18 protein-coding genes and 2 tRNA genes are annotated in these 18,151 nt (G+C 61.6%); 11 read left to right on the forward strand and 9 right to left on the reverse strand.

Annotated elements, in window-relative coordinates:
* Window positions 1-88: 88 nt before the first annotated feature.
* Window positions 89-517: a CBS domain-containing protein gene (locus JVX98_RS14780; protein ID WP_034795965.1), complete on the reverse strand. Its 429-nt coding sequence runs from the start codon at window positions 515-517 to the stop codon at window positions 89-91.
* A gap of 261 nt (window positions 518-778) precedes the next feature.
* Window positions 779-1,510: a rhomboid family intramembrane serine protease gene (locus tag JVX98_RS14785; RefSeq protein WP_205239076.1), complete on the reverse strand. Its 732-nt coding sequence runs from the start codon at window positions 1,508-1,510 to the stop codon at window positions 779-781.
* 367 nt (window positions 1,511-1,877) lie between these two features.
* Between JVX98_RS14785 and JVX98_RS14790 the strand changes: the two genes are divergently transcribed.
* From JVX98_RS14790 to JVX98_RS14815, 6 genes are all read left to right on the forward strand, one after another.
* Window positions 1,878-2,507, forward strand: a complete 630-nt coding sequence (locus tag JVX98_RS14790; protein ID WP_246765049.1) for a PAS domain-containing protein — start codon at window positions 1,878-1,880, stop codon at window positions 2,505-2,507.
* A gap of 109 nt (window positions 2,508-2,616) precedes the next feature.
* A complete protein-coding gene (locus JVX98_RS14795; protein WP_192445963.1) occupies window positions 2,617-3,225 on the forward strand; it encodes a PilZ domain-containing protein in 609 nt (202 codons plus the stop codon).
* Between the two features lie 699 nt (window positions 3,226-3,924).
* Window positions 3,925-4,533, forward strand: a complete 609-nt coding sequence (locus tag JVX98_RS14800; protein ID WP_043624822.1) for a transglutaminase-like cysteine peptidase — start codon at window positions 3,925-3,927, stop codon at window positions 4,531-4,533.
* A gap of 285 nt (window positions 4,534-4,818) precedes the next feature.
* Entirely contained in the window at window positions 4,819-5,553 is a 735-nt protein-coding gene (locus tag JVX98_RS14805) for a hypothetical protein (protein ID WP_205239078.1), read from the forward strand.
* 181 nt (window positions 5,554-5,734) lie between these two features.
* On the forward strand, window positions 5,735-7,267 hold the full coding sequence (locus JVX98_RS14810; protein ID WP_205239079.1) for a D-alanyl-D-alanine carboxypeptidase: 1,533 nt from the start codon (window positions 5,735-5,737) through the stop codon (window positions 7,265-7,267).
* A 76-nt stretch (window positions 7,268-7,343) separates the two neighbouring features.
* Window positions 7,344-7,613, forward strand: a complete 270-nt coding sequence (locus JVX98_RS14815; RefSeq protein ID WP_034795983.1) for a hypothetical protein — start codon at window positions 7,344-7,346, stop codon at window positions 7,611-7,613.
* Between the two features lie 169 nt (window positions 7,614-7,782).
* Here the strand turns inward: JVX98_RS14815 and JVX98_RS14820 are convergent, their stop codons facing one another.
* Together JVX98_RS14820 and JVX98_RS14825 are read right to left on the reverse strand one after the other, a co-directional pair.
* Window positions 7,783-8,220, reverse strand: coding sequence for a DUF1489 family protein (locus JVX98_RS14820; protein ID WP_192445960.1), 438 nt, complete (start codon window positions 8,218-8,220; stop codon window positions 7,783-7,785).
* Between the two features lie 127 nt (window positions 8,221-8,347).
* Entirely contained in the window at window positions 8,348-9,748 is a 1,401-nt protein-coding gene (locus JVX98_RS14825) for an L-serine ammonia-lyase (RefSeq protein WP_192445959.1), read from the reverse strand.
* Between the two features lie 738 nt (window positions 9,749-10,486).
* Here JVX98_RS14825 and JVX98_RS14830 point away from each other — a divergent pair.
* The 3 genes from JVX98_RS14830 (at window position 10,487) to JVX98_RS14840 (ending at window position 12,791) form a co-directional block, all read left to right on the forward strand.
* Complete coding sequence (locus JVX98_RS14830) at window positions 10,487-11,179, forward strand: DUF599 domain-containing protein (protein WP_043624836.1); 693 nt, start codon at window positions 10,487-10,489, stop codon at window positions 11,177-11,179.
* A gap of 127 nt (window positions 11,180-11,306) precedes the next feature.
* Entirely contained in the window at window positions 11,307-12,314 is a 1,008-nt protein-coding gene (locus tag JVX98_RS14835; RefSeq protein ID WP_205239080.1) for a heparan-alpha-glucosaminide N-acetyltransferase, read from the forward strand.
* Window positions 12,315-12,317: 3 nt separating this feature from the next.
* Window positions 12,318-12,791, forward strand: coding sequence for an isoprenylcysteine carboxylmethyltransferase family protein (locus tag JVX98_RS14840; RefSeq protein ID WP_043624844.1), 474 nt, complete (start codon window positions 12,318-12,320; stop codon window positions 12,789-12,791).
* 80 nt (window positions 12,792-12,871) lie between these two features.
* On the opposite strand, the gene JVX98_RS14845 is transcribed toward JVX98_RS14840, so the two are convergent.
* The gene (locus JVX98_RS14845; protein ID WP_043624847.1) at window positions 12,872-13,285 is read right to left on the reverse strand and encodes a MerR family DNA-binding transcriptional regulator; all 414 of its coding nucleotides are present in this window, start codon (window positions 13,283-13,285) and stop codon (window positions 12,872-12,874) included.
* 44 nt (window positions 13,286-13,329) lie between these two features.
* Window positions 13,330-14,751 (reverse strand): magnesium transporter, encoded by a 1,422-nt coding sequence (gene mgtE, locus JVX98_RS14850; protein WP_043624851.1) that lies wholly within the window; start codon window positions 14,749-14,751, stop codon window positions 13,330-13,332.
* Between the two features lie 322 nt (window positions 14,752-15,073).
* On the opposite strand from mgtE, the gene JVX98_RS14855 reads away from it, so the two are divergent.
* Complete coding sequence (locus tag JVX98_RS14855) at window positions 15,074-15,583, forward strand: peptide deformylase (protein WP_205239081.1); 510 nt, start codon at window positions 15,074-15,076, stop codon at window positions 15,581-15,583.
* Window positions 15,584-15,636: 53 nt separating this feature from the next.
* Window positions 15,637-15,906 carry a hypothetical protein gene (locus JVX98_RS14860; RefSeq protein ID WP_205239082.1) on the forward strand — a complete coding sequence of 90 codons (270 nt, stop codon included), beginning with the start codon at window positions 15,637-15,639 and terminating at the stop codon, window positions 15,904-15,906.
* 51 nt (window positions 15,907-15,957) lie between these two features.
* On the opposite strand, the gene JVX98_RS14865 is transcribed toward JVX98_RS14860, so the two are convergent.
* The 3 genes from JVX98_RS14865 to JVX98_RS14875 form a co-directional block, all read right to left on the reverse strand.
* Window positions 15,958-17,139, reverse strand: a complete 1,182-nt coding sequence (locus JVX98_RS14865) for a serine hydrolase (RefSeq protein WP_205239083.1) — start codon at window positions 17,137-17,139, stop codon at window positions 15,958-15,960.
* Window positions 17,140-17,404: 265 nt separating this feature from the next.
* Window positions 17,405-17,489, reverse strand: a tRNA-Leu gene (locus JVX98_RS14870).
* 388 nt (window positions 17,490-17,877) lie between these two features.
* Window positions 17,878-17,962: transfer RNA gene (locus JVX98_RS14875), tRNA-Leu, on the reverse strand.
* Window positions 17,963-18,151 lie beyond the last annotated feature (189 nt).

The following is an 18,151-nucleotide window of genomic DNA, read 5'->3' on the forward strand; positions in this document are numbered from 1 at the left end:
TGCCGGTCGCCCATAGGCCATGATGAACACAAGGGTGCCTCGCGGCCCCCAGGGGATTAGGAGGGCGGCGGAGTGCCGCCCTTTCCCGTCAGCCAGCGATATAGGCCTTGATCTGTTCGGTCTCGTGCTCGATGGCGCGGATGTGATGCTTGATCACGTCGCCGATCGAGACGATGCCGGCGAGTTGACCGTTTCTTTCGACCGGCAAATGACGGGCCCTGAGCTTGCTCATCATTTCCATCAGGGTCTGCACGGACATATCCTCGGTGCAGCAGTAGACATTCTGCCACATTACCGCTGCTACCGGTCTTTCGAGACAGGTCGAGCCCTGCTTGGCAATCGCCGCGACGATGTCGCGCTCGGTGAGGATGCCTGCGATCTGATCGTCCGCGTCGAGGATGACGACCGCACCGATATGATTGTCACGCAAGAGGATGGCAGCCTGTTGGACTGTCATCTGAGGGCCGACCGTTACGACATTCCGGCCCTTTTCATCGAGTATGGCTTTTACTGACATGCGCACATCTCCCGTTGCGACAACACCGGGTCGGCAGGGAAAGGTCCAGCCATCTCACGTGCGGTACGGTCGGGCGATGGAACCTGTACCCTGGCCGCTTGCGAAAGCCGTCTCGCGTGCTCCTCAGACGCGGATGGCATTCGATACCCGGCCTACACGGGCCGCCCTGTCTTTCGATCACAGGCGACCGTAACAAATGGTGCGCCAGCGCCTTGGGGAAATCAAGCGCTCACAAGCGCTGTCCGCCGATCTTTCGCTCCATCAGTCGCGCGGATCGAAAAGGCTGAAGAGCAGAAAGCCGAAGAGGAAGCCGCCGATATGCGCTTCCCAGGCGACGCTGCCCGCCCCGCCAGGGGTAAACATGCCAAGGCCGATCAGGAAGTTGGTCAGGAACCAAATGCCGGCGAAGACCACGACCGAGCGGTTGGCCAGCGCCTCACCGACATCGAGCCGGCGATTGAGATGGGCGAACTGCCGACTGATGCGTCCGCTCGGCGAGAAGACGAAGCGTGCGGCAGCCCCCATGAAGCCCGACACTACGCCGGAAGCACCGACGACGACGATCATTTCCCCCCAGTGAAAGACCGTATGCAGCGCGACGGCGGCCGCAGCCGACAGGCACCAGAACACGGCAAGGCGCCCCATACCGATCCGCCGCACCACCGGCGCACCGAAGGCAACCATCCAGAAGATGTTGAAGATCAGATGCTCCCAGCTTCCGTGCAGGAAGGAGTAGGTGACGGGGCTCCACAGCCACGCAAGCCCCTGCTCTGCCAGAGGGTGATCGTAACGCGCCGGGAGAAAGGCGAAATTGAAGATGATCTCCTGATCGATCGCCGGCGGCAGCACGTAGGTTCGCAGAACATGGATTGCGATCAGAAACAGCAGGATGAAAGTCAGCCCCGCCGGCAGATTAAAGGCCGGCTCGCGCGCCGGGCTCGCGGCGCTCTCGCGCTCTGCTTCCGGTGGCGTCGCCGTCTGATCTCGTTCCATGGTTGCTGCTCTCTCCTCTCAATGCGGTCCACACATTCCTGCTCGATCACGGCGATGGCATGGCATCGCCGGCATTAGGACTGGAATTGGGGCGACCAGCCATAAGCAAACAAAAAAAGACCGTCCAGCAAAAACTGAACGGTCGCCAAGCTCAGATCCGAGCTCCAGTTCAAGTGCCGAAGACAACGCTTCGTAAAGTGATGTCCTCCCCTGCCAGTTGCAGCGGCCCACTGCAACGGAAACCGTTTGTTAACCTTAATTTCCGGCTGGCACGGTTTTCGCTCCTTAATCCTCAGAACCGCAATGCACGGCCGAAGATGTCCCGAACCGGGACACACCGGGCCGCAGGAATGGAATGAACGAAACGATGCGCAGCAATACGACGACGGAGCTTTTCCGATACTGGAACACCATTCGCGGGAAGCGCGAGCTTCCGCGCCGCGACGAGCTTGAACCCTCGGATATCAGAATGCTGCTGCCGAACCTGTTCATTCTCGAGCGCGACCGCAATGCCGGCATCTCGTTTCGCCTGGCGGGAACCCAGGTGTGCGCCCTCTTCGGCCAGGAGCTGCGCGGGCGGCAATTCGGTATGCTGTGGCTCGGAAGCCAGGCGGCGAAAACGCACCGCATCACCGGCCAGGTCATGACGCACCGTGTGCCGCTGGTGCTCTCGGCCAAGGGCCGCACCGCCGACGCACGGGAGGTCGACATCGAAACCCTGCTCTTGCCGCTGGCCTCCAGCGAAGGAGAGAGCGACCGGGTCCTTGGCGCCCTCTCACCCCTTTCTCGCCCGTATTGGTTGCATGCAACCGCGATCGAGTGTCTCGACGCGACGGGCATGAAGGTTCTCGACCCCGACCGCACCGCCGTCTTTCGCGAAGAGGAAGCACAGCAACCGAGCGGTACCGTTGCAAAATCGCCGGCCGCGGGCGCATTTTCGAGCGAATTCCGCCAGTTCGGGCATCTCCGCATTCTCGAAGGCGGCCGCCGCGACTGATCCGGAGCGCTGTGCCGAGATGACGCCCTGGACCAACCGGAGGACGAACCTTCTATTAACTTGAAAAGGCTAATCTCCGCCAGCCAAGCTATGTCGCCACAGAGTCATCATGTTCTCGTTTCAGCACGCACAGAATACCGCTCCGAAACCGCACCACGAAGGTGCGTTCCAGCGCGTTTCCGTGAATCTGGCGGGGCGGCTGATGCTTGCCAATCATGACGAGTTTGAGTGCACCGCCATCGACATGTCGCCCGGCGACGTCCTGCTTTCCTCGCCGGCCCAGCCGCGCGCGGGCGAACGCATCATCGCCTATGTCGATCATGTCGGGCGTCTCGAAGGGACCGTATCGCGCATCGCCGACGGCGCTTTCGTCATCCAGCTCAACGCGACCGAGCGCAAGCGCGAGAAGCTCGCGGCCCAGCTCACCTGGATCGCCAACAAGCACGAGCTCGGACTGCCGGAAGACCGCCGCCACGATCGCCTTGCGCCGCGCAAGACGGTGACTGAGTTGACGCTCGACACCGGCGAGAAGTTCCCGTGCCGCATCATCGACCTTTCGCTGTCCGGTGCCGCCGTCGACATCGAGAACCGCCCGCCGATCGGCACCGCCATTCTGCTCGGCAACATGAAGGGCCGGATCGTCCGCCACTTCCAGGAAGGCTGCGCCATCGAGTTCTCGGGTATCCAGTCCCGTGAAGCGTTGACCGAATTCCTCTAACGGCGGGCCTGCGCCGTTCGTTGCCCGATCGCCCCGCATCGGGCAAGGCTCACAGCCCGGCCGCCCCGCCATCCATGCACCCGGCCTGAAGCCGTCTTCGTGCTTCTCTTGTGCGGCAACACCCCCGCTCCTGCATCAACGCGCTCCGCCCGTCCGCGGCCCAGCGAACGCGCCAGAAGCGCACTCACTTAGCCCTACGTCCGCGTAGCCCGAACGCACAGGATGAGCAGCGACAACCGGAGCGGTTTTCGCAGGCTGCGACACGCCGCACCTGCGCCTGGATCATTTCGAGACAGGTACGGCGCAACACGCAAACGCATTCGCCGTCTGCAAATATTTTTTCCGGCAGAATTCCAGCGAAAACGCATATTTCAAGTCAAAAGTCTCCGGAAGAACCGTGGGCTGACACGGAAAATCCGCCTTTCCCGCCGCGCCCCCGCCGCGACTTTTGCAAAAACCGACGGCCCTCCCCTCATAAAGCCACATAAATACAGAGGGTTGGTTGCTTAACAAATCACCTCTCCATCTGCGAAGGAAGCTGAAATAGATAAAATTTGATTCAAATTCGATTCAAATACAAATAAAATTCTATTCTTGTTTTATTCTTATACGACTTTCATTTGTACTTGTTTTTAGCTCGCAAGTTCGCGAGCGATAAAAACGTCTGTGCCATTGTCGAACCATAACGGGGAGACAATCATGCTCAAGACAATCACCAAGCTGATCGCGATTGCGGTCCTTTTCACCGGCGGCCTTTTCGGCACGGCCCAGGCTCTTACGGCCAACATGGTCGTGACCGGCTCGACCAACCCGCCGATCGGCCACTACGAGTTCTGCAAGATCTATGCGTCGGAGTGCACCTCCAACGGCAAGGATCGCGGCCCGATGGTGCTGACCCGCGAAGGCTGGCAGAAAATTCTCGAGATCAACTACGACGTCAACCAGGCGATCACCCCGATGACCGACATGGAAATCCATGGCGTCGAAGAGAAGTGGTCCTATCCGGAAACCGTCGGCGATTGTGAAGACTATGTCCTCCTGAAGCGCCGCAAGCTGATCGAAAGCGGTTTCTCCGCATCCGACCTCTTGATCACCGTCGTGCTGCAGCCGAATGGCGACGGCCACGCCGTCCTTACCGTTCGCACTGACCGCGGCGACTTCATCCTCGACAACATGCGCAACAAGGTGCTGCTGTGGTCTGATACCGAATACACCTACCTCAAGCGCCAATCGACCGAACATTCCGGCCGCTGGGTCAAGCTTCAGGACGGCCGCACCGTCGCCGTCGGTAGCGTTCGCACACAGTAAGATCCGAAACACAGGCGGGCCGCCACCCGGCGGACGCCTCCCAACGGGCCTCGGTCAGTCACTTTCCCCGTCCAGACCGAGCCTCGGCCGGTTCCGTGTCCCTCGGAACCGGCCGTTTTTTTATGAGGCCCCTCCTCGCCGAGTACCTGCAGGCATAGGGCATTCATCGAAAGTTAACCGTCTTCGACCAGCGTCGGGCAAGCGGCCCCCGCCACAGTTCGGCCTGCCACGAGCCAAGGGGTCGACACTCGACTTGGGCGCGGCCAACGCGACGGGACGGCCACGATGAGCAATTCTCCAAACGGGATAGACGAACCGGAACTCCGGCCACTTCTCTCCACCCGTTTCGTCTATCGGGTGACGGCGATCGTCGTTGTACTTGCCGGACTGACGGCGGCAATCGCCTTCGCGGGACGATGGTTCGGCGAAAACCTTGCTCTCGCCGGCCACACTGCGAGCCGCGAGACCTACGATATCTTCATCGGACAGGATCACCTGCGGCTGCCGGCGAACATGATCCGCTTCGAGGCGCAACGTGCCACTTCGATCGTCGGGCGTGTCGACGTCTACCTGACATGGCCGGGCATCGAAGGTTACAGCGACGAAAACCGCGACCTCTTCAACGACGTCGACGCGCCTGAAAATCTGATCTTCCTGCAGATTTCGCAAAGCACCATGTCCCGCGACATGTCGGGCCGGCTGGAGCCGATCTACACGCAAGTCTTCGACGGCGCTCCGTCCCCCGGGCCGAACGGACTACAGTTGCACGCGACCAAAACTGCCTCCAGCTATGCGGGCGAAGTCTTCTATACTGCGGAGCGGACAGGCCAGGCACCCTACGTGGTGCGCTGCCTGAAATCCGACACGCAAACCATATCGACGAGCGCCGACTGCCAGCGCGACATTCATGCCGGCAAAGACCTCGTGGTGCTCTACCGCTTCGCCAATAAACTGCTGCCACGGTGGAAGGAGATCGACGACGCGATAACGGCTTTCATCAAAAGCCGAATCGTGCCCTGATTTCGTCCAACTGATGTGGTCGAGGCTGTCGCCGCGCCATTGCGCTACACCGGAATTGTCTTTGTACGAATGCGTCCGATTCCGGAAACCAATCATTCATCATAAACCGATTGGTAACGCTATGCCGATACTGTCTCGAGAACGGTCGTTCCCGGAGGCGGCGTCCGGACAACCCCATGACATGAGAATAAAGAGCAGCGTAGTGTCCCAAACCGGTTTTTTTGATCTCGCGAAGCGCCCGTTCGGCGCTCTTTCAAAGATGGTAAAGCGGGTCGTCCTGGCAGGCACCATTGCCTCGGTCGCCTTTGTGTTGCCCGGCTTTGCGGCGTCGACCTACGCCAATCCCAAATATTCGGGCATCGTCGTCGATGCCAAGACCGGCAAGATCCTCTATGGCGAGGATGCCGACGAACTGCGCTATCCGGCGTCTCTCACCAAGATGATGACGCTCTACCTTACCTTCGAGGCACTCGAAGCCGGCCGGATCAGCAAGTCCACGCAGATTCCCTTCTCGAAGAACGCGTCCGCGGAACCGCCGTCGAAGCTCGGCGTGCGCGCCGGCCAGTCGATCACCGTCGAGCAGGCGATCCTTTCGCTCGTCACCCGGTCGGCCAACGATGCCTCCACGGCGCTTGGCGAGTATCTCGGCGGCTCGGAGCAGCGCTTCGCCCGCATGATGACGAACAAGGCGCGCGCGCTCGGCATGACGCGCACGACCTACCGCAACGCCAACGGCCTGCCCAATCCGGAACAGCGCACCACCGCACGTGACCAGGCTCGCCTCGGTCTCGCGCTCCGCCAGCATTTCCCGCAGTATTACGACTATTTCTCCACCCGCAGCTTCCGCTTCGGCAAGCAGACCATCGGCAACCACAACCGCCTGCTCGGCAATGTGCGCGGCGTCGACGGCATCAAGACCGGCTACACCCGCGCCTCCGGCTTCAATCTCGTGACCTCGGCCCAGATTGACGGTCGCAGCATCGTCGCCGTCGTCATGGGCGGCACCTCGGGCGCGAGCCGCGATGCGCAGATGCGCCGCCTGGTCGCGAAGTACATGCCGGACGCGTCGCGTCGCGGCAACGGCAACCTGATTGCCGAGACGAAGCCGACCCCGGTTCCGGCAGAAGAGACCCAGGTTGCAGCCGCAGCGCCCGTTGCCGAGACGCCGGTCGTCACGGCCGTCGCCACAGGCCACGACCTGCCCAACACCGGTCCCGTTCCGGACTTCCGCTACAATGGTGAAAGCGCCAGCAGCGTGCAGATGGCCTATGCCGGCAACAAGCGCGCATCGGACAACCCTGTCCTTTCCTCGAAGATCGTTCCCAACACGCTCGACGCACAGAGCCTGAAGCTTCGTCAGCCCGCGACCGCAGCGATGGTCGACACGCAGATCACCCATTCCGTGCCGAAGAAGGCAGACGCTGCCGCCAAGGCAGAGCCCGCCGAAGTCGCAAAGGCCGAGCCGATGCCGGCTCAGCCGCAGGGCTGGGTGATCCAGATCGGTGCCACGCCGGACAAGGACCAGGCCATGACGCTGCTCGGCAACGCCAAGGACAAGGGCGGCAAGGCACTTCGCAACGCGCAGCCGTTCACCGTTGCCTTCGGCCAGGTATACCGCGCCCGCTTCGGCGGCTTCGACGACCAGAATTCCGCAATCAACGCCTGCAAGGCCTTGAAGAAGAAAGGCATCTCCTGCTGGGCCAGCCAGCAGTAACGACGAAATTTGGCGGCCGGATGTGTTTGTTTTTCGGCCGCCTTCCTCGGATTTGTACAGCGTAACGAGGTTAAACATGGCAATGAACGAGAACGTTCCGGGTGTCACCCCGCTGCCGGGGCGACGGGCTAAACCGTCGCGCATCAATCTGCACCCCCTGCACGAGGCGGCCATGCGCATCGCCGATCTCGGCCTCAATCGATCGAAGGCCAAGACACGCGATCTCGTCGGCATGCTCTTGACGCACGGGGCGCGCGCCTGGCGCTCGACCCAGCCGCGCGCCGGCATCCACCTTCACGTGACGGCGCCGAACCGGCGCCATCCGCTGAAGATGCGGATCACCTGAACATCCACAGTTCGAAAGGCGGCTACGGCCGCCTTTTTGCATTCTGGCTGGGTGATGGTGCGGCCTCGGTGAAGCCGCTTCGCGCACGGTCGAGTGCGAAAGCGGGCACTGCTTTCAAGGAACACGCTGGTTGCCGCACGATTGCAAAGGTACCGGCGGCACAGGAATTCTAGAGAAGTCCGAGTTCCGCCAGTTCGCGCCGCAATTCGAGCGGCATCTCGGAACCGCTGCCCGAGAGCGACGCCAGGTCGCGCGGGGCGTCCTTGTCGGTCAGGTAACGCCAGCCCTGGAACGCACGGCGCGGCTGCAGTTCCGTCTCGACCACTTCCGGACCCAGCAGCAGATTGCATCGGCCGATGCCTTCGCCGTCGGTGAAGGTCTCGATGCCGATCAGCGGCTGGCGCGCCTGCACGCTGCCCTTTATCACCCAGTAGAGCGAACCGCCTTCGAGCAACTCCTCCACGCGCTTGGGCACCATGCGCGTCGTGTGGAACGAGTGCGGCTCCAGGCCAGCGGCCATGGCAGCCATTGCCTTGCGCGAAACCCATTCGCGCAGGTCCTCGATCGATTCCGCTCCGACACAGAGCTTTATGAGATGTAGAGACATGGTTTTTTTGAACACCCGTCCGGCCGTTGCGGTCAAGCGGCCAGACGTCGTTCATCCACAATCACCGTAACACGCCCGGTCGATACACCGACGTTCGGGCTTCACGAGGCCTGCAAGCTTGCAGGCCTCAACATTCGACGACGTTGACCGCTAGACCGCCGGTCGAAGTTTCCTTGTACTTCTCGTTCATGTCGACGCCCGTCTGCCGCATCGTCTCGATGCAGGCGTCGAGCGGCACGAAATGCTTGCCGTCACCCTTGAGCGCCAGGGAAGCGGCCGTTACCGCCTTGACCGCGCCAAGCGCATTGCGCTCGATACAGGGCACCTGCACGAGGCCCGCCACGGGATCGCAGGTCATGCCGAGGTGATGCTCGAGCGCGATCTCGGCGGCATTTTCGATCTGCTCCGGCGTCCCGCCCATAACGGCGGCAAGGCCGGCCGCCGCCATCGCGGACGCCGAGCCCACCTCGCCCTGACAGCCGACTTCTGCGCCGGAAATCGAAGCATTGTGCTTGATGATGCCGCCGATCGCGGCAGCCGTCAGCAGATAGTCGCGAATGCCTTCCTGGTCGGCATCGTCATGGAAATGCATGTAATAGCGGATCGTCGCCGGCACCACGCCAGCGGCACCGTTGGTCGGCGAGGTGACGACGCGGCCGCCGGCAGCGTTCTCCTCGTTGACCGCCATCGCGTAAACGCTCAGCCAGTCGTTGGCGAGCAGCGGATTGGCCTTGTTGGAACGCCACTCTTCCTGCAGCTTGTCGTGGATCGAGCGGGCGCGGCGGCGAACCTTCAGGCCGCCGGGCATGATGCCGTCCTGGCTCAAGCCCCTGTCGATGCAATTGCTCATCGCACCCCAGATGCGGTCGAGTCCGGCGTTCAGTTCGTCCGGCGACATCGTCGCCTCTTCGTTCGCCCGCTTCATCTGCGCGATCGTCAGGCCGGAGCGCGCAGACATATCCAGCATTTGCTGTGCCGAGGAGAACGGGAACGGCACCTTGACGCCCGTCGCCTTGTTCTTCGAGGCGCGCATGGCCTCCAGTTCCGTGTCGGTCACGACGAAACCGCCGCCGATCGAATAGTAGATCCGCTTCAACAGCAGCCGGCCGTCACGGTCGAAGGCGGAAAACGACATGCCGTTGGCATGGCCGGGGAGCGGCACCTTCTTGTCGAAGATCAGATCGGTCTTCGGCTGGAACTCGTAGGACGGATGGCCCGGCGGCGTAATGCGGCCCGTGCGTTCGACCTCGTCGATCAGGGCATCCATGCGATCTGGATCGACGAGATCCGGGCGCTCGCCGACCAGGCCGAGGATCACCGCCCTGCCCGTTCCATGGCCGATGCCGGTATGGGCGAGCGAACCGTGCAGGCTCACCTTGATCGCGGCGACGGCGGCGTGGGACGGACGCGGCCAATCATCGGAAAGGATGAGATCGAGAAAGCGATTGGCGGCCGACATCGGCCCCATCGTATGCGAGCTCGAAGGCCCGATACCAATCTTGAACACGTCGAAGACGGAAAGAAACATAAGCTGCCTGCCCCGGAGACTGACCCGCGACGCACGGGCATGATCGCCCGCCGCCGCATTCACGATTGCCTCGATACCACGCTTCATGGTCCATGCGAACCGGCGCCGTATCCTCATATTCACTGAACGATTTTATCCTCAGATCGGTGCCGATTTAAGGACATTCACCAGCAGATATAGGAACGAAGCCTAAGCGATCCCATGGCCGGCGCTCAGGCGGTCAACCGACATTCGATCGCATCCATGCGACATCGTCGCCCGCGTATGTTCCGGCGAGCCGTAGCCCGGAATCAAAAACGGCGCGGCTCTTGGGAAGCCGCGCCGTCAATCAGTGGACTTGTCTAGAAACTAGATATCAAAGGCCGCCGAAAAGATAAGCAAGAACAAGAACGCCAGCGAAACCAGCTACGGCGCGAGCAGTCACGCCCCAGCAAGACTTCTGAATTGTATTGTCCATGATGTCTCCGAAACACTCTCAACGGCCGCGGGCAGCACAGTAGGCGCCCGCGTCTGGGGCCATGCATATTGAAGAAAGCGTAAATGCGCAATGGGGGAATGTGGCGGAAAAGTGTCCCGCTTCGGCGCTCCTCCACACGATCCTGGTGAAAACCCCTCAATTCCCCGGCAGAGGCGAAGAGAAATTCCGCCGCATTTTCATCACAGTAGTTGACGCGTCGCCGATTCAGACGCCGCCCCGGCCACCTTGCAATTTCCAAAAGCCATGCCAAAAACACGTGTATGACCTTCGAAGATTACATAGCACTTGTCGTGTTTATCCTGCTTTGGGCGGGTTTCAGCTGGGCGACCGATGGCACCCGCGGCTTCAAACGCGTGAGTCTCACCCGTCTCATGAACGAGCATCGCGGCCGCTGGATCCGCAATTCGCTGAACCGCGACCTGAAGATGATCGACACGCAGATCATCGCGGGCCTGCAGGCCGGCACCGCCTTCTTCGCCTCGACCACCATCTTCGCGCTTGGCGGCTGCTTCGCGCTCCTCGGCGCGACCGAACAGGCGCAGATGATCTTTGCCGACATGCCCTATGTCTTCCATGGCGGGCGCACGGCCTTCGAGCTGAAGGTCGGCGGCCTCACCTGCCTGTTCGGCTACTCCTTCTTCAAGTTCGGCTGGTCCTACCGGCTGTTCAATTATTGCTCGATCCTGATGGGCGGCATCCCGATGACCGCCGACATGCAGCGGGATCGACATGCCGCGGAAAAGGCGGCCGAACGGGCGATCCGCATGAACGTGCTCGCCGCCAAGCATTTCAACGCCGGTCTCCGGGCGATCTTCCTGTCGATCGGCTATCTCGGCTGGTTCATCAGTCCCTATGTGTTCGTGGCGCTCACCGTCTTCGTCATCTTCGTCTTGACCCGCAGACAGTTCTTCTCGGAAGCGCGGTCGGCGCTCCTCCAGGACGCGACACCCTGACGATCCGCGCGCCCGGCGCGCCGAACGCCGACTTGCAGCCACAACGTTCCATCAGCAATCAAGGACGCGTGCCTGGCGCAAGCCAGGCCTGCCACTCTTCCTCACGCCAACAGGATGGCGAATACCCATGTCCGATATCCATGTGACCGCACCGGCAGCAGAGACCCCCGCGAAACCGACAGGCAGGCGGCTCGCCTTCATCGATGTCGCGCGCGGTGTGGCGCTGCTTGCCATGGCGACCTATCACTTCGTCTGGGACCTCGAGTTCTTCGGCTATGTCGCTGCAGGCACCGCCGGCACCGGCGGCTGGAAGATCTTTGCGCGGCTGATTGCCAGCAGCTTCCTGTTTCTTGCCGGCTACAGCCTCGTGCTCGGGCAACGGCCGACGATCCGTATCGACGCGTTCCTGCGCCGTTTCGCCAAGATCGCTGGCGCCGCAGCGCTGATCACGATTGCCACCTATTTCGCCTTTCCGGACACGTTCATCTTCTTCGGCATCCTGCATGCGATCGCCGCGGCGAGCCTGGTCGGCCTGATCTTCCTCAGGCTTCCTGCCGTCGTTTCCTTCGTTGCAGCCGCCGCGGCCATCGCAGCCCCGCTCTATCTGCGATCACCGATTTTCGATGCCCCCTGGCTCTGGTGGGTCGGCCTGTCGGAAACGCTACCGCGCTCCAACGACTACGTGCCGCTGTTGCCGTGGCTCGGGCCGTTCCTGCTCGGCCTAGGTACCGCCAAGCTCTTCCACGCGCGGCTGGTGTCCGCGCTCGCAAGCCGGCCTTCCACAGATGGCAAGGGGCGGCTGTGGATGACGGCCCTCGTCTTCGGCAGCCGTCACAGTCTGGCCATATACCTCATTCACCAGCCCGTGCTCATCGGACTGGTCTATCTCTTCTCGCTGATCTCTCCGCCGACACTGCCGGATCCCAAGGAAGCCTATCGCAGCAATTGCGTTGCGGCCTGCAACCAGGGCAATCCGGCTGTGCCGTGCGACAGCTTCTGCGGCTGCACGCTCGACCGTCTGGTGGAACAGAACCTGTTCGATAGTCTGAACAGGGGAGAGATCAACGTCAGCACCGATGAACGCATTGCGCGAATCGCACAGCAATGCACAATGAACGTGCAATCAGGGGACTAGGACATGAATGCCTATCGTGCCAAGCCGCTGAACTTCCCATGGCCGGCCCTCCTCTACGGGGTCGCCACTCTTGCGGCGCTCATCCTGGCGCGACATTTTCCCATTCCCGTCGCCCATGGCCACGGTTGGTTTCCCTGGATCAGCGGCGGCATCCTGATGGTCGTCGCCGTCTGGCTCGATCTCTGGGCGGTCAAGACGCTGCTCGACCGCCACACCGCCGTCCTTCCCTCTCGGTCGGCAACCTGCCTCGTCACCTACGGGCCGTTCCGCTTCACACGCAACCCGATCTATCTCGGCTACACTTTGATGATGATCGGCTTTGGTCTGGCGACGCTCAATCCCTGGTTCTTCATCACGGCGATCACAGCGGTCATGCTGACGACGCTCCTTGCCATCCGCAACGAGGAGCGACACCTGCTGTCTCGCTTCGGTTTCGAGTTCGAGCGCTACTGCCGGCACACCAGCCGCTGGATCTGAGCGCAGGCGCGGCTGCGCGCAGCAAAAAGGGCAGCGCGAACGCTACCCTTCAAAATATCCAGAGATAAACCAGCGAACCTTTAGGTGCCGACGCCGATTTCGGCCAGACGCGTCAGGCATGCCTCCTCGACATTGTCGAGTTCCGTCAGCGTATCGTCGATGTCCTTGCGCTTCTGGCGCAGCTCTTCGCGCTTTTCCTCGACGCGCGACATCAACAGCTGAAGCTGGCCGAGCTCGCCGGGCGGGTCCTTGTAGACCTGAATGATTTCACGGATCTCGGCGATGGTGAAGCCGATGCGCCGTCCGCGCAGGATCTCCTGAATGAGCCGCCGGTCAGCCGGCCGGAACAGGCGCGTGCGGCCACGGCGCTCCGGATGGATGAGGCCCTCGTCCTCATAGAAGCGCAGCGTTCGGGTGGAAATGCCGAATTCCCGCGTCAATTCGGTGATGCTATAGTATTTATTCACGCTGCCATTCCATGTGTTCCTGCACATGCACTATCGTTGACCTTGACGTAAAAGTCAAACAACACGCCGCGTTACGTAACGTGGAACCACCAGGTGGCGATGCCGAGAAAGCTGAAGAAGCCGGTGATATCGGTAATGGCCGTCACGAAGACGGCGGAGGAGACCGCCGGGTCGGCGCCGAAGCGATCGAGGCAGAGCGGCACGAGGATGCCGCCAAGGGCGGCAGCCATCATGTTGATCAGCATAGCAGTCGCAATGATGCCGCCGATGTTCGGGTCCTGAAACCAGAGACCGGCGAGAAGGCCGATCAGCGTGCCGAAGATCATGCCGTTGAGCAGACCGACCCCGGCTTCACGCCGGATGATGCGCGGCGCGTTGTGAATGTCGAGGCCCCGGGTTGCGAGCGCGCGCACAGTGACAGTCATCGTCTGCGAACCAGCATTGCCGCCCATGCCCGCAACGATCGGCATCAGGATGGCGAGCGCCACGATCTGCTGGATCGTCGCGTCGAAGAGGCCGATGACCGAAGCGGAGATGCAGGCGGTCATCGAATTGATGAACAGCCACGGCACGCGTGAGCGCGATGCCTCCCCGACGGAGTCCGAAAGCTCTTCGTCGCCGACGCCGCTCAGGCGCAGCAAGTCTTCTTCGGCTTCTTCCTGAATGACGTCGACGACGTCGTCGATGGTGAGCACGCCGACGAGCCGGCCATTGTCGTCGACCACGGCCGCGGAAAGTAGGTCGTATTGCTCGAACAGCTGCGCCGCCTCTTCCTGATCCATCTCGGCCGGAATGGCATGGCTCGTGTCGTGCATGATCGCGTCGACCTTGACCGAACGCTTGGTTCTGAGGATGCGGTCGAGGTCCATCGCACCGAGCAGCTTGAAGGTCGGGTCGATCACGAAGATCTGGGTGAAACTCTCCGGCAGGTCCTCGTCTTCGCGCATGTAGTCGATCGTCTGGCCAACGGTCCAGAACGGCGGCACCGCCACGAACTCGGTCTGCATGCGCCGGCCGGCCGTGCTTTCGGGATAATCCAGCGAGCGACGGAGGCGAACCCGTTCGGTAAACGGCAGCTTCGCCAGGATCTCGTCCTGGTCTTCCTGGTCAAGGTCTTCCAGAATGTAGACCGCGTCGTCCGAATCCATCTCGCCGATGGCCTCGGCGATCTGTTCGTTCGGCATGTGCTCGACGATGTCGAGACGGATGGCCTCGTCGACCTCGGTCAGCGCCGAAAGGTCGAACTCCTTGCCGAGCAGCGAAACCAGTGCCAGGCGCTGATCGGGCTGGATGGCCTCGAGCAAGTCGCCCATTTCCGACGAGTGCAGGCCGGCGACATGCTGGCGCAGGTAGATCGTATCGCGATCGGCGATTGCCGCGCCGACATGCATGAGAAAATCGGAGCGGATAGAACCGTCGTCGGCATAAATGTCCGAGCCGTCAAAGGCCTTGACGTCTTCCGAGCCGCGGTCTTCGTCGCCAGTATTGCTCATGCGCGCCCTCGAAACGATTTGCTGCTTCCCGGCCGCCCACCTCGCAAGCCGGAAAGAATGCGTCCACTGACGGTTGCCTGGACCTCACCCGCCGCCACGGACAGGAATTTGAGCCTTACAGCCTGCTAGCGCAAAGCCCTGCCGAGGTCCACAGCACAGATACCACCCGGCGAGCCGCAACAACAGATTTATTCAAGCTGTTGCAAATACATGAAAAACCGGCTGCATCTCGGCACAGTCGACATCGCTCGCGCGATCGGCTAGCACTTCAGTCGAGATATCGGCAGCGCAATACGCATTTGGCGTCGCCAAGGAAGATCTGATGGCCATTCGCCCCATTGTCCGCTTTCCCAATCCGCTGCTGAGGCGGAAGGCGGAGACGATCACCCGGTTCGACCCGGCACTCGAGGCGCTGGCCGCGGACCTTCTCGACACGATGCGGGCCGCCCCCGGCGTCGGCATCACGGCACCGCATATCGGCATCCTGGAGCGCGTGACGGTGATCGAGCTCGATCGCGACAGCGGCGCCAGGATCTTCGTCAATCCGGAAATCATCTGGCACAGCGACGAGAAGGCGACCCACACGGAAGGCAGCGTCTCGATGCCGGGCATCCTGGAGGAAGTCGAGCGCCCGAACGCCGTTCGCGTCCGCTACCACACGCTTCGCGGCGAGACGATCGAGGAGGAAGCCGACGGTTTCATGGCCATCTGCCTGCAGCACGAAATCGACCAGCTCGACGGCATCTTCTGGACACAACGGCTGTCGCGCCTCAAGCGCGATCGCGCCATCAAGAAGTTCGAAAAGCTGACCAGGGAGCAGGCGCGCGGTTAGCGCACCGGTTCCCCTGCCCGCAACATCAAATCATAGTCACCAAGGACCGAACCATGAAACCGACCTATCTCGCCGTCATCGGCCTCCTCGCGCTTGCCGGCTGCAACAGCGCCCAGCAAAATCTCGAGCCCCTGCCCCAGAGCCTGACCTATGGCGAAAACGCTGCCAGCAGAAAGACACAAGCCTCACCAGGGGCCATGGTCCAGAACCGCTTCATGTATGAGGGCCAGATGGTCTACGAGACCTATGAAGTCCAGCCCGACCGCACCTACAAGCTCGTCCGCCGCCGCATGGACCAGAGCGGACCTGCCGGCAACAACTGATACGAATGAGCGGCGCACGGGCGCAGCGACCTCTGTCGCCCGTCGCCGCAATCATTTTCGAGCCGCGTACACCGCCGTTTCGAATTCGAGATAGCTCCCGAACGAAGCTGGATCGGCAAAGGGCAGTATCTGTGTTGCCCACAGGCCGCCGAGACCGTTTTGGCGGTCTATCCAGTAGTAGAGGTTTGCAAGCCCCGCCCAGGCCAATGCGCCGGCTGGTCTCCCCGTCGGCGCTGCCTCATCGTTGATCATGAAGCTTATCCCCCAGGACTTCGGCATGCCGGGGAAAAATTCGGCGTCGTGCGACAGGCTTTTGATCACCCCCGGGAGCCTCTTGATTTTCTTTTCTCCAAGGCCGTTCCTTTCCGCCATCTCGACGGTTTCGGCCTTTAGCACGCGACCGCCGGGAGACATCCCGGCGTTGAGCCACATGCGGATAAATTTGGCGTAGTCGACAGCCGTCGAATAGAGACCGTGCCCGCCCATCTGGACCTCCGGATCTTGCGGGAGCCTGAAATCAGGCCGCGGCGACAAGCGTCCGGCATCGTCCCTTTGATGTAGCGTGACCACGCGGGAGATCATGGGCGGCGTCAAGGTAAAGCCGGTGTCCTCCATGCCAAGCGGTTGGAGGATGCGTTCCGCCATCACGACGCCAAGCCGCTTGCCGGTGATGCCCTCAACGACCTGCCCGGCCCAGTCCAGGCTACTCCCATATTCCCAGTCATCGCCGGGATCGAAGAGCAAAGGCGTCCGGATGGATGCATGGGATGCGGTGATCACGCTCGGCTGCCCATGTTCGCGCGCCAACCGGGCATAGGTCTCGTTGAAAAAGTCATAGCCAAAACCCGCCGTGTGCAGCAGCAGCATGCGCGTGGTGATGTCCCGCTTGGGCGGGCGGAGTTTCGGATTCCCCGCGGGATCAAACCCCTCGATCACCTGCAGCGTGCCGATTTCGGGCGCGTATTGTCTGGCGGGAGCGTCGAGATCGAGGCTGCCCTCCTCAACCAATTGCAGGCAGGCCGTCGCCGTGATCGCCTTCGTCATAGAGAAGATCGCAAAGACGCTGTCGGCCGTCATATCCGTCGCGCCAGCCAAAGAGCGCGCTCCGGCCGCGCCCTCGTAAAAATTGCCCTGTCGATCCGTCGCGATCGCGACAACGCCTGGCACGCCATCGGCGGAACGAACCGCGGCATTGAGGATTGCATCGGCACTAGTCTTGAGATCGCCGGACAAAGGAACCTCCCCCATAGCCAAGGCTTCGACACGTGTGGCGGGCGTGCCACCTTTCACGTCGAACCACCGTGAAAATCCTAGCACCGAAGGACGACCTAAGCCATTTTCTGTCGGCCATGGAAGGAGCGAGCTGTCGGCTACTCAGCGCGAGACGAGCGAGATTCGGATTGCCGCACGGCATCACGTTGCCGCCGAACAAGGCGCGCCAGAAACGGGAAAGCTAAACATGGATTTGAAACAAAAAACCCGGCCGAAGCCGGGTATTTGGTGCGGTCGAGAAGACTCGAACTTCCACGGGTTGCCCCACAGCGACCTCAACGCTGCGCGTCTACCAATTCCGCCACGACCGCATCGTGGTAGGGCCGACTTGCGTCGGCGCGGCTGCATGTAGCAAAAGCCCCTTGAGTGCACAAGGGATGGCTGTGGACAAATTGAACGATGGCGACGTACAGTCCGAAACATTCACCATGGGACGCAAAGAGACCGCGTTCGGCGGGTGTATTTTCGCCCCGCCAACGGCGTTCCGGATGCCTTTCGAGGCTTGCTCTCGCCACAACGGGATCGTCGGCAATTCCCTCGGTGTGCGCGCGCAAGATGAGCGACGGCCTACACACCCCTACTCGAATGCTTGATGTGGACTGGGAGGCAAACGGATGCACCGGTTGCGCCCAGGCAGAAATCCCAACTTGGCTAACACCAGGATTAAAAACAAAAAACCCGGCCGAAGCCGGGTTTTTTTGGTGCGGTCGAGAAGACTCGAACTTCCACGGGTTGCCCCACAGCGACCTCAACGCTGCGCGTCTACCAATTCCGCCACGACCGCATCGTGGTAGGGCCGACTTGCGTCGACGGGGCTGCATGTAGCAAAAGCCCCTTAGGGGCACAAGAGCATCACGACAGAAATTTGACGGGAAACGAAACTATTTCAACAGCCCGCCCGAGGAGCCCCGGAAACGCTGGACTCTTGCCGCGCGCCATCCCATGTACAGGCTCTAAAAAACAGGAATGCCGA

Source organism: Ensifer sp. PDNC004, assembly GCF_016919405.1.
Taxonomy (GTDB): Bacteria; Pseudomonadota; Alphaproteobacteria; order Rhizobiales; family Rhizobiaceae; genus Ensifer.